The 15,967-nt window shown below is 44.7% G+C and carries 12 protein-coding genes; 7 read left to right on the forward strand and 5 right to left on the reverse strand.

From position 1 onward, the window contains the following. Nucleotides 1–157 precede the first annotated feature (157 nt). Nucleotides 158–535 (reverse strand): winged helix-turn-helix transcriptional regulator, encoded by a 378-nt coding sequence (locus tag G395_RS0100495; RefSeq protein ID WP_051349911.1) that lies wholly within the window; start codon nucleotides 533–535, stop codon nucleotides 158–160. Between the two features lie 91 nt (nucleotides 536–626). Between G395_RS0100495 and G395_RS0100500 the strand changes: the two genes are divergently transcribed. The 3 genes from G395_RS0100500 (at nucleotide 627) to G395_RS0100510 (ending at nucleotide 4,704) form a co-directional block, all read left to right on the forward strand. After that, nucleotides 627–1,259, forward strand: coding sequence for an NAD(P)H-dependent oxidoreductase (locus G395_RS0100500; protein WP_026628247.1), 633 nt, complete (start codon nucleotides 627–629; stop codon nucleotides 1,257–1,259). 65 nt (nucleotides 1,260–1,324) lie between these two features. Further along, nucleotides 1,325–2,032, forward strand: coding sequence for a DsbA family oxidoreductase (locus tag G395_RS0100505; protein WP_026628248.1), 708 nt, complete (start codon nucleotides 1,325–1,327; stop codon nucleotides 2,030–2,032). Nucleotides 2,033–2,136: 104 nt separating this feature from the next. Beyond that, a complete protein-coding gene (locus tag G395_RS0100510) occupies nucleotides 2,137–4,704 on the forward strand; it encodes a DUF5686 and carboxypeptidase regulatory-like domain-containing protein (protein ID WP_026628249.1) in 2,568 nt (855 codons plus the stop codon). A 74-nt stretch (nucleotides 4,705–4,778) separates the two neighbouring features. Here G395_RS0100510 and G395_RS0100515 read toward each other — a convergent pair whose 3' ends face one another. Continuing rightward, nucleotides 4,779–6,638 carry a M1 family metallopeptidase gene (locus G395_RS0100515; protein ID WP_026628250.1) on the reverse strand — a complete coding sequence of 620 codons (1,860 nt, stop codon included), beginning with the start codon at nucleotides 6,636–6,638 and terminating at the stop codon, nucleotides 4,779–4,781. 269 nt (nucleotides 6,639–6,907) lie between these two features. Between G395_RS0100515 and G395_RS31510 the strand changes: the two genes are divergently transcribed. Then, on the forward strand, nucleotides 6,908–7,072 hold the full coding sequence (locus G395_RS31510) for a DUF1328 family protein (RefSeq protein ID WP_026628251.1): 165 nt from the start codon (nucleotides 6,908–6,910) through the stop codon (nucleotides 7,070–7,072). A gap of 56 nt (nucleotides 7,073–7,128) precedes the next feature. Here G395_RS31510 and guaA read toward each other — a convergent pair whose 3' ends face one another. Continuing rightward, on the reverse strand, nucleotides 7,129–8,658 hold the full coding sequence (gene guaA, locus G395_RS0100530; protein ID WP_026628252.1) for a glutamine-hydrolyzing GMP synthase: 1,530 nt from the start codon (nucleotides 8,656–8,658) through the stop codon (nucleotides 7,129–7,131). Between the two features lie 178 nt (nucleotides 8,659–8,836). Between guaA and G395_RS0100535 the strand changes: the two genes are divergently transcribed. Both G395_RS0100535 and G395_RS0100540 read left to right on the forward strand, forming a co-directional pair. Continuing rightward, the gene (locus G395_RS0100535; RefSeq protein ID WP_026628253.1) at nucleotides 8,837–9,028 is read left to right on the forward strand and encodes a cold-shock protein; all 192 of its coding nucleotides are present in this window, start codon (nucleotides 8,837–8,839) and stop codon (nucleotides 9,026–9,028) included. A gap of 290 nt (nucleotides 9,029–9,318) precedes the next feature. Beyond that, nucleotides 9,319–11,775 carry a TonB-dependent receptor gene (locus tag G395_RS0100540; RefSeq protein ID WP_026628254.1) on the forward strand — a complete coding sequence of 819 codons (2,457 nt, stop codon included), beginning with the start codon at nucleotides 9,319–9,321 and terminating at the stop codon, nucleotides 11,773–11,775. 153 nt (nucleotides 11,776–11,928) lie between these two features. Here G395_RS0100540 and G395_RS0100545 read toward each other — a convergent pair whose 3' ends face one another. Then, on the reverse strand, nucleotides 11,929–13,119 hold the full coding sequence (locus G395_RS0100545; RefSeq protein WP_026628255.1) for a phosphoglycerate kinase: 1,191 nt from the start codon (nucleotides 13,117–13,119) through the stop codon (nucleotides 11,929–11,931). A gap of 268 nt (nucleotides 13,120–13,387) precedes the next feature. Between G395_RS0100545 and G395_RS28350 the strand changes: the two genes are divergently transcribed. After that, nucleotides 13,388–15,136 (forward strand): VRR-NUC domain-containing protein, encoded by a 1,749-nt coding sequence (locus tag G395_RS28350; protein WP_084439335.1) that lies wholly within the window; start codon nucleotides 13,388–13,390, stop codon nucleotides 15,134–15,136. Here the strand turns inward: G395_RS28350 and G395_RS0100555 are convergent. Continuing rightward, nucleotides 15,095–15,892 carry an endonuclease/exonuclease/phosphatase family protein gene (locus G395_RS0100555; protein ID WP_026628256.1) on the reverse strand — a complete coding sequence of 266 codons (798 nt, stop codon included), beginning with the start codon at nucleotides 15,890–15,892 and terminating at the stop codon, nucleotides 15,095–15,097. The two genes, G395_RS28350 and G395_RS0100555, sit on opposite strands and share 42 nt — an antisense overlap. Between the last annotated feature and the right edge of the window lie 75 nt (nucleotides 15,893–15,967).

Here is a 15,967-nt window from a genome sequence, read left to right on the forward strand (position 1 = left end):
AAAATGAGAAAAAACACAATATTTATAATCCTACTTTTAATGCTCGTCTCCTCTATCAGAATAATAATCCAGCTAAATTCAACATTTACAGAGACAGGATCGAAGACGTGAAGTAAAATCTTAAAAATTTGGCCTGGTGTTTATCCAACCAAACACCCTATAAACTCATGATCCGCTCCCTATGTGCCATTCCCCACTTCCTTAACACCTCAATTACAGGCTTCAACGTATGCCCATACTCGGTTAATGTATATTCTACAACCACCGGAATTGAGTCATAAACTGTCCTTTTTACCAGGCAGTTAGCTTCCAGGTCACGTAATTCCTTTGATAACATTTTATCGGTAATCCCAGGGATCTCTTTGGCGATTTGGGAAAAGCGTTTATTGCCGAAGAGCAGGGAAATGATGATCTGCAGCTTCCATTTTCCACTTAACACTTCCAGGGCGTCGCGGACGGGCAGGATGCTTTTCGTGCATTCTTCGTGCGTATGCGCTGTCTTTTTCGTTGTAGTCTCTATTTCTGATCTTTCCATGACTGAACTAATTTTGCTATACTTTGGTATAGTACTTACTAATGTATAGCTTATTTATTTAAGTTTGCATATCAAATTTAAACAAAAGAAAATGAATAACCTGATAGAAGATCTGAATTGGAGATATGCTGCAAAAAGAATGAACGGCCAGACAATTCCGCAAGAAAAACTAGATACAATCCTGGAAGCCATCAAGTTATCACCATCCTCGGTAGGACTGCAACCTTATAACATTGTTGTGATCAGCGATCAGGATACAAAAGATAGGATTTTCAAGGAAGCTGCTCCTCAGCAGCAAATTCCTGAGGCCTCACACTTGCTGGTTTTTGCGGCATGGGAAAAAATTACTGCCCAGCAAATCACGGATTACATGAACCTGATCGCAACGACCCGGGGCGTTTCAGTTGAGTCTCTTTCTAAATTTCAGGAAAGTGTTGCCGGTGGCATACTGAGTCGCTCTGAGGAAGTTAATTTCAACTGGGCGGCACGTCAGGCCTACATTGCGCTTGGACATGCATTGGTTGCGGCAGCAACGGAGCACGTGGACGCGACTCCTATGGAAGGTTTTAACAATGCTAAACTGGATGAGATTCTAGGTCTGACCGAAAAAGGATTGAAAAGTGTTGTCATTATGACGCTGGGTTACCGAGATAGTGAAAATGACGCTTTGTCCAACGCAAAAAAGGTAAGAAGATCGCACGAAGAGCTTTTTATATCGCTTTAATAGGCCTCTTTTCAGCACCAACCCTGCGTAAAAAGATTAACATTGAACACTAACTCACTGAAATTATGAAAGTTGAAATATGGAGTGACGTAATGTGCCCTTTTTGTTATATCGGCAAAAGGAAATTTGAAAAAGCACTGGAACAATTCCCCCAAAAAGATAAGATCCAGGTTGAATGGAAAAGTTTTCAGCTTAATCCGGCTATGAAAACGGAGCCGGGAAAAAGCATCAATGATTATCTGGCGGAGGTGAAAGGCTGGTCGCCGGATTATGCGGCGCAGATGAACGACCATGTGAGTTCGATTGCTGCTGAGGTGGGGCTAGAGTACAACATGGATAAAGCTGTGGTTGCAAATTCCTTCGACGCGCATCGTTTTGTTCAGTATGCAAAGACAAAAGGCAAGGGCGACGACGCAGAAGAGCAGTTATTCAAAGCTTACTTTACGGATGGCAAAAACACCGCAGATCATGCGACATTGCTTGATTTGGGAACTCAAATTGGACTTGATACCGAAGAATTGAAATCTGTCCTGGACGGATCAAAATTCAGTGATGAGGTTCGAAAAGATATTTACGAAGCACAGCAAGTTGGCGCTCGCGGCGTTCCCTTCTTTGTTTTGGACAGAAAATACGCCGTTTCTGGTGCTCAGCAGCCGGAAACATTCCTAGGCGCTTTGGAAAAATCATTCTCCGAATGGGAGAAAACAAACCCGGAACCATTGGTTTCCCTGGCCGACGGCGCAAACTGCACGGTCGACGGGCAATGTGATTAAGGTGTAACGGCAGCGTGGTACGGTTATAGAGAAGAGTCAGCGAGGGCACAAATCAGAAATTTCATCTAATTTGTGCTTATTGCAAAAATTGACGATTTACCTCTATGCGTGTTGCGTTGCTCCTGATCATATTATGTATTGGCTTACAGTCGCAGTTAATCGCAGGCGGGATAAAAGGCCGCATCTCTACTGCAAAAGGAGAAGCGCTTTCCTATGCCGGCATTGCCGTTAAAGGCACGAGCAACGGCACCATGGCCAATGAGGAAGGCGAATACGAATTCACTTTATTACCAGGAAGTTACGAGATCATATTTCAGTTTTTGGGATTTAAAAGTGTTTCAAAAAATGTTATAGTCGGCAATGACTTTACGGAGCTGAATGTAATCCTTGAAGAACAGGCGCTTAACCTAGGCGAAGCGACTATTGGAAAGGGTAAGGAGGATCTGGCATATAGTATTATGCGGCGGGCTGTCGCCAAGGCACGTTTTCATCAGCTCCAACTACGCGGCTACACGGCAAAAGTTTATTCCAGAAGCACCGCACTGCCCACAAAAATTCCGTATCTCGTTGAAAGAAGATTAAAAAAAGAGGGAGTTCAGGAGGGAAAAGCGATTCTTAATGAGAGTGTTGCCGAAATAAAATACCGCCGGCCGGCTAGTTATACGCAAAAGATTATTTCGACACGAAACAGTCTGGATAACAGCATCCCCTCTCCCAACGAATATATTTTAGCAAGCCTCTACAGTCCGGAAATAGCCGGAACCATTTCCCCGCTCTCTCCTAAGGCATTTGCCTATTATCAATTTGAATATGAAGGTTATTTTGAAGATCAGGGCCAATTGGTCAACAAAATAAAAGTGATTCCCCGCGCTTATGGGGAAGGTGTTTTTAAAGGAAGCCTGTTCATTTTGGAAGACCGGTGGGCCATTCACAGCTATGATTTGCAAACCACCACAAGCGGACTGAACATTTCTGCAAAACAGATTTTCAGCCCGGTTCAGAATGTGTGGATTCCTGTTAACCAGCAGTTTCGCATTAACGGAAGTTATCTGGGCTTTGCGGGAGAATTTAAATATCTGGTTTCTCTAACTTATCAGAAACTGGATATCGATCCGGGCCTGAAAGAAGACATTGTCATTGTCGATCACAAGAAGGAAGACGTGAAGGAGACAAGCCGGAAGGGAAATCTTGAAAAATTGATCCGCGAGCAAAAGCAATTCTCGACCAAAGATTTCCGAAAACTCACCAAAGAATACGAGAAAGAGCAGAAAAAAGAACGCAAAATGGAGGGCGGCAGCGATCGGCTGGTGCGCCAGGATTCGATTATTATCGACTCTATGGCTAACAAACGCGACACCACTTATTGGCAAGCGCTCCGCCCTATCCCACTGACAAAATCAGAAGTGACCAGTTATGTGCTGCAAGACAGCATTAAGGTGGTAAAAGATTCGATTCGCGAAAAAAGAAAACCCGACTCGCTGGCATTCAGGCCGTTGCATCTGATTACGGGTAATACTTATGCGCTGGGCAACAGGCGAACGTTCTACTTCAAAAGCCCTATCCTCTCCATCAGTTACAACACAGTTGAAGGAAATGCTATCAACTTTCTTACTGAATGGGAAAAGAAATGGGGCAAGTCATACCGATTCAGCATTAGTCCGCTCGTGCGCTATTCTTTCGGGCGCAAAAGGGTTTATGGAAACCTGACAACCAACATAGGCAATGAAAAATGGAATCTGATGCTATCCGGTGGCGAAATGGCCAGTCAGATCAACAATAACAACCCCATTCCTCCCCTTCCCAACAGCATTGCGGCCAGGTTTTTTGACCGGAATTTTATGAAGCTGTATCAAAAACAATATGGCCGGGCTGAGTTTTCATTGCGCAACATTGCTGATGTTTTTAGTCTGAATGCAAGATTAGAATTTGAGCACAGAAAAGAGCTTTTTAACCAGGAGAGTGCGCGTCCTATTTTCTTTTGGAGCCAATATTATTACACACCCAACCGCCCCGAAAACAGGGAATTGCAAAACACCGGCTTCCCAATACACAATGCAACCATTCTGGACCTGACCGCGACCGTGCGTCCGTGGCGACGTTACCTGATCAGGAATGGTGAAAAACGATATTTACGAAGCAAGGGGCCATCATTTAGTGTCAATTATAAAACTGGTCTTGGATTTGCCGGAGACGTGGATTATTCAATGCTACAAGGAAACGTCCGCCAGAATTTGAGCCTCGGGCCGCGAAGTAATCTTGAATATTACGTAAATGGCGGCGGTTTTTTGAGTAAAAAACAAATGTATTTCCCTGATTACCGTCACTTCATGGGAAATGAGTTCTTTTTCCAGTATGCGTATCCACCCGACCAGTTCCGTATGCTGCAATATTATCGTTACAGTACATCATCCTGGTTTTTTCAGGCGCATGCCATCTGGACTTCGCAGCGATTTGCGCTTACCCGTATTGAAGCGTTGCGGATCACAGGCATCTCGGAGACGCTTCAACTGCATTACCTGAGAGTGCCAACAATCCGCAATTACACCGAGGCCGTTTATGGAATTGACGACATCTTGCGCATTATCCGCCTGGAAGCCGTCGCCCAGTTTCACGGCAGCCATTTCAAGGGAATGGGTTGGCGCGTAGGGACTTCCATTAAGTTCGGGCGATAAGAAGGCATTCAATTAAATGCATAAAAAAGGGGCTTTCTCAGTTGAGAAAGCCCCTTTTTACCACTTCAAATTTATCACTTTACAACTTTATCAGCTTTGAACCGCGGCAATGCTTTTGATATCGACGGATAGGTGTTGTTATCTGGATTAACGTCCGCCATTCGCTGACTTGGATCTATGACGATCCTTTCAATGTCAGCAAGATTCCTGTCGATCGTAAATGAATATTCCGGATAAGTCCAGCCCCAATCATTCAGTAATGTGGTTTTGGAATACATTGCCTCGGATTTTTCTCCGCGCATGAGTTCCAGGGGAATGTTGAAGTTTTCCTGACTTCCGTCTTTATAGCTTACCACAACATCCAATGGCATGGGCATCTGGCCAATTTTCTCCAACACAACGGTTGTTTTAGCTGCATTGGATACAACTTCCTTAATGCCGTAATCAATGGTTTTGGTTGTTCCTACAAAATCTTCCCAATACCAATCCAGTTCAAGACCCGATTCCTTTTCCATGATCCGTTTCAGATCGTTAGGGTTGGGATGTTTAAATTTCCACTCGTTATAATAGCGCCTCATGCCGCTTTCCAACTTCTGGCTGCCGATAATGTAGCCAAGTTGATTTAGGAAAACTGCGCCTTTGGCATAACTGGCCGTGCTATATGCGCGATTTGTGTTGAAATGATCGGCATGCGTGGTCAATGGTTCTTCCAGACCTGACTTCACGAGATTGCGATAACCTGCTGTGCTTCCCCGCTGGGCGTCCAGTCTTGAAGGAAACAATTCAGCCATGACAATGTTCTGCGCATAGCTGGTAAAACCTTCGTCCATCCACGCATATTTGGATTCGTTTGTGCCTAATATCTGCTGAAACCAGCTGTGAATGGATTCATGAACCGTTACACTTACCAATCCGCCCAGGTTCTGACGCCCGGTAATCAATGTCGCCATGGCATACTCCATTCCGCCATCACCACCCTGAATTACCGAATACTGCTTGTAAGGATAGCGGCCAAATTTCTCATTCATAATTTTGAAACAACGCACAGCAAGCGGCTCCATTTCCTTCCAGACATTTGCTAATGTATCTGTTTGATAAAAGAAGTGCATATCCAGATTGTCATCCACTTTCACAACGTCATGCTTGTAACCACGATCCGCTGCCCACATGAAATCATGCACTTCGGGTGCGATGAAATGCCATGTTAACTTGTCGCCGGGCTTGTGCTTCACCTCTTTTTGCGTATAACCGTGTCCAATCTTATCGGGATTTTGCAGGTAACCACTCGCCGCCACGACATAAGAAGCATCAATGGTCAGTTTCACGTCAAAATCTCCCCATACGCCATAAAATTCCCTGGCTATGTAAGGATTCGCATGCCAACCTTCGTAGTCATACTCACTCATTTTAGGATACCATTGCGCCATCGAATAATCGATGCCCTCCGCGTTGTCGCGGCCTGTGCGGCGAATCTGAATCGGGACTTGTGCTTCGAAGTCCATTTCAAATGTATGCTGCGTTTTAGGAAGGATCTTTTCGTTCAATGTCACTTCCAGGATCGTCCCGACCACTTCATATTTTACAGCCTTACCATTATGCTTCAACGAAAGCACTTTTTCGTAGCCGATTTCAGAAGGGGTTAGTTTGGAGATACGGTCTTTTACACGTGGGTCCGGGTCGCTGATGGTGCGGGAGCGAACATCCATCTGGCTGCCTGGCTGAAATGCATTCAGGTACAAGTGGTAAAAAACTTTGTGGAGCGTGTCGGGGGAATTATTGCTGTAAATCAGCTTTTGCTTTCCTTTATATTGATGCTTCGTGGCGTCAAAATCAACTTCCATCTGATACTTCACGCGCTGTTGCCAACGATCACTTTGTGCTGAAACCTGCAAGCTGATCGCAGTCATTGCCAACACGATAAAATTCAACTTCATTCGTACTCTTTTTGGTTTGTTATAATGCAAAATAAGGGTTTTGTTCGGTTTTATCAGGGTTGAAAACGTCGGAGCCATTAGAATATTCGGAAGCAGCAAAGAAAAAATCGTTAAAATGGGCATCATTCTCCCCATAATAACCATAACAATTCTTCTATTTTCGCCAAAATTTCGATGCTGATGAATGTTTTATGGCGTCGGCAGCTTTTGGCACATAATTGGTAAAACTGTTTTCATATTTCATTATGAACTAAAACCATTTGTCAATTATGTTAAGATGGACCGTAATTTTTCTGATAGTTGCCATTATCGCCGGTGTATTGGGCTTTGGTGGAATTGCTGCCGGAGCAGCTGGAATCGCTAAAATTCTTTTCTTCGTATTCCTTGTACTATTTGTGTTGAGCTTAATCAGCCGTGGAGTCGGGCGATCCTGACCGAAACGGAACAATATTAAAAAAGCGGACAATTGTCCGCTTTTTTCGTTTGTATGCTATTCCCATTCAATGGTTGCCGGCGGCTTCGACGAAATGTCGTAAACCACGCGGTTAACGCCTTTTACTCTATTAATAATGTCATTGGAAACCTCAGCAAGGAAATCATAAGGCAAATGCGCCCAGTCGGCTGTCATCCCGTCAATTGAGGTCACAGCACGAAGAGCAACCACACTTTCGTAAGTCCGCTCATCCCCCATCACACCCACACTTTGAACCGGCAGAAGCATAGCGCCTGCCTGCCAGACATCTTTATATAGATTCCATTTACGCAGCCCGCCGATAAAAATAGCGTCCACTTCCTGCAAGATCGCCACTTTCTCCGGAGTGATTTCTCCTAAGATACGAATGGCAAGTCCGGGACCCGGGAACGGATGACGTCCTAATATTTTTTCATCAATGCCCAATGTCCGGCCAACAGCCCTTACTTCGTCTTTGAACAAAGTATTCAGCGGCTCAACAATTTTCAATTTCATGAAATCTGGCAAACCACCCACATTATGATGCGATTTGATTGTTGCGGACGGCCCGTTGATAGAAACCGACTCGATCACGTCCGGATAGATCGTTCCCTGACCCAGCCATTTCACTTCCTCGATCAAATGTGCTTCCTGATCGAAAATATCGATGAAGGATTTGCCAATTGCTTTGCGTTTCGCTTCCGGCTCCGACAGTCCGTTTAGGGATTGGTAAAAGTGTGATTTTGAATCAACACCCTTAATATTCAAACCCATATCCTGGTAAGAATGAAGCACTTCCGCGAATTCATCCTTACGCAAAAGGCCGTTATCCACGAAAATGCAATATAAATTTGAGCCAATCGCCTGGTGAACCAGCGTAGCAGCAACCGTAGAATCTACACCGCCAGAAAGCGCCATCACCACCTTGTCATTGCCCAGCTTCTTACGAAGGTTTGCAATGGTTTGTTCCACAAAAGACTCTGCCGTCCAATCCTGCTTGCAACCACAAATGTTGGCTACGAAATTGTACATCAGCTTCTTACCTTCGGTCGTATGCGTAACCTCGGGGTGAAATTGGATGCCATATGTAAGTTCATTTTCAATTTTGAATGCAGCCACTTTCACGGACTCCGTAGAAGCGATCACATGGAAGTCGTTTGGAGCGCGAACGATGGTGTCACCGTGCGACATCCAAACCTGAGAAGACTCCGATAATCCGGCCAGCAATGAGGAATCCGTATCGTCAATGACCAGACGGGCGCGCCCATATTCGCGGTGCTGCGAAGGTTTCACATCGCCACCCAGCTCCTGCGCCAGTAATTGCGCACCGTAGCAAACGCCCAGAACAGGCACTATTTTACGGAACTGATCCAAATCTATTCTCGGTGCATCGGTATCCCGAACGGAACATGGGCTTCCGGAAAGAATTACACCTTTAATGTTGGGAGTGAGATCGGGGAAATTATTGTAAGGATGGATTTCACAATAAACATTAAGCTCACGAACACGACGTGCTATTAACTGGGTGTATTGCGAACCAAAATCTAAAATCAGAATTTGTTCAGTCATATAAATGCTATCTAAAACGCAAATGTAGGGAGATTGACCCAAATCAAAAAACCGGATTTAATCATTCTGCTTGCGGGCAAATGCATTATAGAGGGGCAAATTTTAATTTTTTCAATGTAAATTTGTACAAACGCTGCGTTCTGTTTACCTTTACGTAAATTTTCAATATATAATTAATATGAATCAAGGAACAGTAAAATTCTTTAATGACTCAAAAGGTTACGGGTTTATTAAAGACACAGAAACAGGACAGGACTATTTTGTACACATCTCCGGTCTTGTGGACGAAGTTCGCGAAAATGACGACGTTACTTTTGATCTTCAGGAAGGACGTAAAGGGCTTAACGCGATCAATGTTAAGCTTGCCTGATAGGGACTTAATATAAAAATGTAAAAACCGCTTCTCGAAGCGGTTTTTTTTGTGCCCTGGTCATTCACAACGGCATTTTACCACTTAAACTTTTTTTGATGCCGCATGCAACTTTCTTTATTCCCTTTGTATCTATCAAGCAAACGACAGGCACACATTATCCGCTTATGTAACATTAAAACCACTTGTGTAATCTAAGGTTCTATGTTATACAAAGTACTTACTTTTACACTGTACCGGAAAGGAAGATAACGCACCCGAAGCCGGACACTGAACATAATCTATTAGCCATGAAATTCTTATTAAACCTAACTGTAGCCTTGCTACTGGCTGGAACTTTTGTGCAGGCACAAACCACTTCCACCACTCCCGGCAAGGGAAAAGTATCCGGGGCAATCCTGGATGAAAAGGCCCAGCCCTTCCCGTTTGTCAATGTACTATTATTAAAGGCAAGCGATTCCACCCTGGTGAAAGGGCTTGCCGCTGACGACGGCGGTAAATTCTTATTCGACCAAGTTCCGGCCGGCAAATTCCTGACGCTGGTTTCAATGGTCGGTTACCAAAAAAGTTACAGCGCACCTTTCAATGTCAATGACGACGCTGTTGCACTTCCCACCATTTCTTTAAAAACCGACACACAGGCATTGAATGAAGTGACGGTCGTTGCCAAAAAACCATTCATCGAACAGCAGATTGACCGTACGGTTGTGAATGTGGAGAATAGCATCGTTTCTGCGGGTGCCACGGCGCTGGAAGTTCTGGAACGTGCACCTGGCGTAACGGTTGACCAGCAAAATGAGCAATTGAAATTACGCGGAAAAGAAGGCGTAATCGTTCAAATTGATGGAAAACAGACCTTTTTATCCCAACAAGAACTCATCACGCTCCTGCGCAACACGCCCAGCGATAACATCGAAAAAATCGAGCTGATCACCAACCCTTCTGCCAAATACGACGCAGCCGGAAACTCCGGGATCATCAACATTAAGATGAAGCGCAACAAGAACTATGGCACGAACGGAAACTTAAACTTAGGCGCCGCTTACGCCAAATACGGCAGATCCAACGCCACGGCAACAGTTAATCACCGAGCTGGAAAACTAAGCACATTCATCAGCGGAGGCGCTTTTTTCAACAAGGGATTTAATAACAACGACATTTACAGAAGAATCCCGTTCGAGGATAAGGTGACGATTTTTGATCAAAAAACAGAGCGCATCAACAAATCACAATATTATAATGTACGGGCCGGTGCTGATTACTTTGTCACGGATAAAACAACAGTCGGTGTGCTGGTTTCAGGGTTTTATAATAATTGGAGCAACCCATTCGGACAAACCAACACCAGAATCCTAAATGAAGATTTAAGCCTGCAACGCACATTCAGAACGGATGTTTTCAACGGCGGCAAAATGAATAATGTGAGCGCCAATGCCAATTTGAAGCATCAATTTGACGATAAAGGCAAGGAACTCACATTCGATGTGGACTTTGTTAATTACAGCGGCAGCAAGAAAAGCAACCTGGATACGCGCTATTTCACTCCGCAGGGCCAGGAAGAAACCGGCAGCCGTGAGGCAGTCAGAAACAACATGCCTTCCGATATTAACATTGGCGTTGCCAAACTCGATTACGCGCAGCCACTGGGCAAAGGAAAATTTGAAACAGGTTTGAAAACCAGCTTCGTAGCTTCCGATAATGATATGATTTTTGAAACAAAAGCAGACGAATGGGTGCTGGACCCATCGCGCTCGAACCGCTTCAAATACACCGAAAACGTGAACGCCGCCTATGTGAACTACAATGCCAAAATCACGAAAAAACTAAGCTATCAATTAGGTCTTCGTGCCGAGCACACGCATTCCATTGGCAACTCGGTGACATTGAATCAGAAACGTGACCGGAATTATGTCAATCTTTTCCCAAGCGTATTCCTGTCGCAAAACCTTGATACAAACAATGTGCTGAACATTTCTTACAGCCGCCGCATTGATCGTCCTAATTACCAGTCGCTTAACCCGTTTGAGTTTTATCTGGATCCTTACACATTCCAGCGCGGTAACCCGAATCTGAAACCGCAATACACGAATTCATTCCAGTTGGTCCACGTTTACAAAAGCAAAATCAACACCACGCTTGCTTACAGCCGTATTAAGGACATGATTGCGGATGAGCTTCCGCAGCAGATTGCTTCTGAAAATAAAACATTTGTAACATCAGATAACCTCGATAACCAGGACAATGTAAGCTTGACCGTTTCATTCCCCGTCACATTTACAAAATGGTGGAGCTTACAAGCGAATTTCACCGGGGTTTACAACGCATATAACTCTATTTACCTCGATCAAAAGCTGGAAATCAAGCAGGCATCGTGGAATATGTACGCCAGTAACCAATTTACTTTGGGAAAAGGATGGTCCGCTGAGATATCCGGATGGTATAACAGCAGAGCCTTTTACGGATTATATGCTGCGAACCCGATGGGCATGCTGAACGCAGGTTTGCAAAAGAACATTTTGAACAAAAAAGGAACGATCCGTCTGAATGTAAACGACATTTTCTGGACCAACCGGTTCAACGGAACTGCGATTTACAAAGACATCGATTTCAAAGTGAAGTCCGAATGGCCAAGCCGCCAGTTCCGGCTGACGTTTACTTACAATTTTGGTAATCAAAATGTAAAAGGCGCCCGCCAGCGTAATACGGGTTCTGACGATCTTCAGAAACGCGCCGGTGGAGGCAGTTAAGTTGGAATTCCGGTCTGGGCGGACCCGCCGATCGAGGCATCCGCTCTGTGACCCGTGTTCATAAATTAGTTAGGTTTGTTATGCAGAAAAACCATCCCGCGCTATGCGAGATGGTTTTCTTATTTTTAACCAAACTGATTGCAAAATAAAAGACTAAGCTTCCAATGCAGCAACGCCCGGAAGCACTTTGCCTTCCATATATTCAAGCAATGCACCACCGCCGGTAGAAACGTAGCTCACGCGATCACCATAGCCTGCATTGTTGATCGCAGAAGCAGAATCACCGCCGCCGATCAAAGAGAACGCATCATTTTCTTCTGTTACCGCCACCACTGACTCAGCGATTGCGTTGGTTCCCTGCGCGAAGTTTGCGAATTCAAAAACACCCATTGGACCATTCCAAAGAACCGTTTTTGAGTTTTTAATGATTTCGGAGAATATCTTGATCGTTTCAGGACCAATGTCTAGGCCTTCCCATTGGTCCGGAATTTCGCCCGCAGCAACCACTTCGCGCTGTGCATCATTGCTGAATTTATCTGCAATCACGGTGTCAACTGGCAGAACCAAATTAACGCCTTTTTCTTTGGCTTTTTTCACTAATTCAAGCGTAAGATCTTGCTTATCAGCCTCTAAAAGCGACTTACCAATCTTTCCACCTTGTGCTTTGGAGAATGTATAGGACATTCCGCCACCGATGATAAGGTTATCCACCTTGTCGATCAGTCGCTCGATGATCAATATTTTATCTGAGATTTTGGCACCGCCCATGATCGCCGTGAATGGTCTTTCAGAATGCTCCAAAAGTCTTTCCGCGTTATCAAGTTCAGCCTGCATCACATAACCGCAAACTTTATCCGTAAAGAATTTACCGATCACCGCCGTAGAAGCGTGTGCGCGGTGAGCCGTTCCAAACGCATCCATCACCCACACATCGCCCAGTTTCGAAAGCTTTTCTGCAAAACCCTCGTCCCCTTTTTCTTCTTCTTTATAAAAACGAAGATTTTCCAATAGCAAAACTTCACCTGCATTCAAAGACGCTGCAAGATCAGTAGCACTTTGACCGATGCAATCATCAGCAAACTTTACCGTTTTACCCAGGATCAAAGACAATGGGTTAACCAGGTGTTTCAGGGAATATTTTTCAGTAGGCCCGTCTTTCGGGCGTCCCAGGTGCGACATCAGAATGACAGATCCTCCATCATTCAAAATTTTACTGATAGTAGGAATAGTTGCTTTGATCCGGGTGTCGTCCGTGATCTCAAATTTGTCATTAAGCGGAACATTAAAGTCCACGCGGACTAGGGCCTTTTTGCCGGAAAAATCGTACGAATCTAATGTTGTCATGGGCATGTAAAATTGTTTTCCATAGGCAGCAAATGTAATCCAATTTCTTTATTATATACTATGATATCAAGAAAATGCGGCATTTGTAATAGGTATAATGCAATTTATACTATCAATTTTTCTAAAAAATCGTCAATCAGCAAAATTTTAATCCTTTTCACAGAAGTTATAGAGAACCACAAAATCTAAGCCGCATTTCTTTCTTCAAAAAGCTTTATTTTGGTAACTTTAATTTTAAATCAAATCCTTACAATCCGTTTTTATCGAAGTGCTTCCGAATCCATTTGTGCAGAATATCGAGTTTCCGACGGATCTTCCACCTAAATATTACCACGATTATTTCAACTATGTGCTGGAATTTGTCCGGAAGCGCTACGCCCATGTTCTGAACGAAACGGAGACGCGTTTTCTGGATGATTACGACTCGCTTTCGGAAGATGCCCAATGTCTTTTTATTCGTTTCAGCAATCGCAGCAAGTCTTTTTTCCGGGTCAACAGCCTTTCTTACGCTGAGATCAGTGACCTTCCGGCTGCGCTGAATGAGCTTTTGGAAAAAGATTTTATCGAGTCGATTTGTGATGCGCATGAAGTTCGTTTTGCGGAGATTATGGAGCTTTTCACCAAGCCGGAACATTTGCTGTTCACCAAGATCCTTGCCCCGGACATTATGCCTGCTAAAACCATTAAAAAGCCCGATCTGGTGCGCTGGCTGATGCATGAATATGATTTCAAAACGCTTTGCGAGATCATTACGGAGCATGAGCCGGTGGTAAAAGTGTCTTACGAGGCGGAAGTGATGGTGATGAAGTTCCTGTTTTTCGGGAACCGGAATGCGGATATGACCGAATTTGTAATCCGCGATCTGGGTCATGTTCGCTTCAATTCCTTTGATGAAGAGCACTTGGCTATTCAGTTTGAAACCCGGAAAGATGTGGACGACACATTAATGGTCTCGCTGATGAAAGAGACTTTCGACGTGCTGAAAGCCGATCTGCCCCCGGAAGAAATTTTTGACTGGTTCATGAACTGGCATGTCGGCAACGGAACGGGATTAAGTCCGAAAGCGATCCCGTCCTTTAATATGTTCATTCTCAGGGTCAGCGCGTGGCTTGAACGGAAGAAAATGTTGTCGCAGGCATTAAGCATTTACCAGTTGACCAATGACGCCCCAGCACGGGAACGGCGCGTGCGGTTGCTTTACAACCTGGGCGAAATCGACGAAGCGCTGGCATTATGCGAAGAAATTGCCGAAAATCCGCAAAACGCAGACGAGCGCTATTTCAGTCTGGATTTCCACGAAAGGATCAAGAATAAAAAAACCCGGATCATCAAGCGCACAACCCAGGCGCTGAAATCGGCCGAAGCCATCGAAGTGCCGATTATGTATCGTTACCAGGTGGAACTGGGTGCCATACATTATTATAGGGAGCGCGGTTACCAGGCGTTTTTCAGCGAAAACGAGCCCTGGCGGACTTTGTTCGGGCTGCTGTTTTGGGATGCCATTTACGACACCAATGTGCAGACCATTCACAACCCGCTGCAACGCGTCCCAACCGATTTTTTCCTGCCCGATTTTTATTACAAAAGAGCAGCACAACTGAAAGAGCGCCTCGAAGCGGCACATTCCAAGGAGATCATTGAGGAGCTCGTCACGCGCACTTACATGGAAAAATACGGCATTACCAATGTGCTGGTGCCTTGGTACGAAGGCGCTTTGGGAAAAGTGCTCGTATTGATTTCGCTGCTAAGCCCCGAGCAGATCCATCTGGTAATGATGGAAATTGCATTAAACCTGCGGGAAAACACGCGCGGCTTCCCCGACTTACTGGTTTGGAATGAAACGGAATATGCTTTTATTGAAATAAAATCCCCAACCGATCACCTGTCATCCAGACAGTTACACTGGCAGCATTTCTTCAAAGAACACAATGTGCAAAGCCGCATTGTGCGGGTAAAATGGTTGAAAGAGGAAGCTTCAATCGATCTCGAAGCTGGCGACAACGGGCAAATGATCTGACGCATATTTCTCGTCGATTACCTTTGTATCAGACCCTTTCAACCTGCTTCCCTGCTTGGACATGATGAAATCAATCGTTTTGTTAGGGTTTTCTACCGGAATGGTGGGTTTGCAGTCGGAGCAGGTTCTGGTGAAATATTTGTCAAAATAAGCGATGACCTGGCTTTCGGGAACCGCATTGAAATCGCCGGCCAGGATCATAGGCAATGTTGTTTTGCCTAACTTTTCCATGATCGTTTCGGCTTGTAGAAGGCGGTTTGGCTCTTTTAAACCAAGATGCGTGCTTGCAAACATGATCTTTTGCTTGTTAGGCAATGTTACTGTAACTGCCGCGACTGACCGGTTTTCTTCCGGCTTGTCGGCATGGATCGGTAGTGCGTATCTTACAGAATCTTCTATTTTGTATTTGCTCAAAACGGCCACACCATAGTCCCCGCCCTGGTGGTCAATGGCTTTGGAAAAATAGAATTGCATGCCGGTTAACGCGGCAAGTTGCTGCGCCTGGTTTTTCCCTGTTCCGGAGCGCTCGGTGTTCACGTCCACTTCCTGCAAGGCCACAAAATCGGGTTTTTCAGCATTAATGACCTTTGCAATGGCTTCCACATCAATTTTATCCCCAGCCGACGGCGGGTTACAATGGTGAATGTTGTAGGTCATTACTTTGAATTTGTACTTTTTAACCGGCGGATCGGTCGAAGGCTTGGCGAAAGCAGAAAATGCAAGCAGGATAAGGAGACTAAAAAGGCTATTTTTCATAAAGAATTTAAGGTTTAGGATATTGGTAAACCAAAAGTAGTGGATAGATTTAAAACCGTTTGCTATCATTACACA

Origin of the sequence: Dyadobacter alkalitolerans DSM 23607 (assembly GCF_000428845.1) — a bacterium.
Taxonomy (GTDB): domain Bacteria; phylum Bacteroidota; class Bacteroidia; order Cytophagales; family Spirosomataceae; genus Dyadobacter; species Dyadobacter alkalitolerans.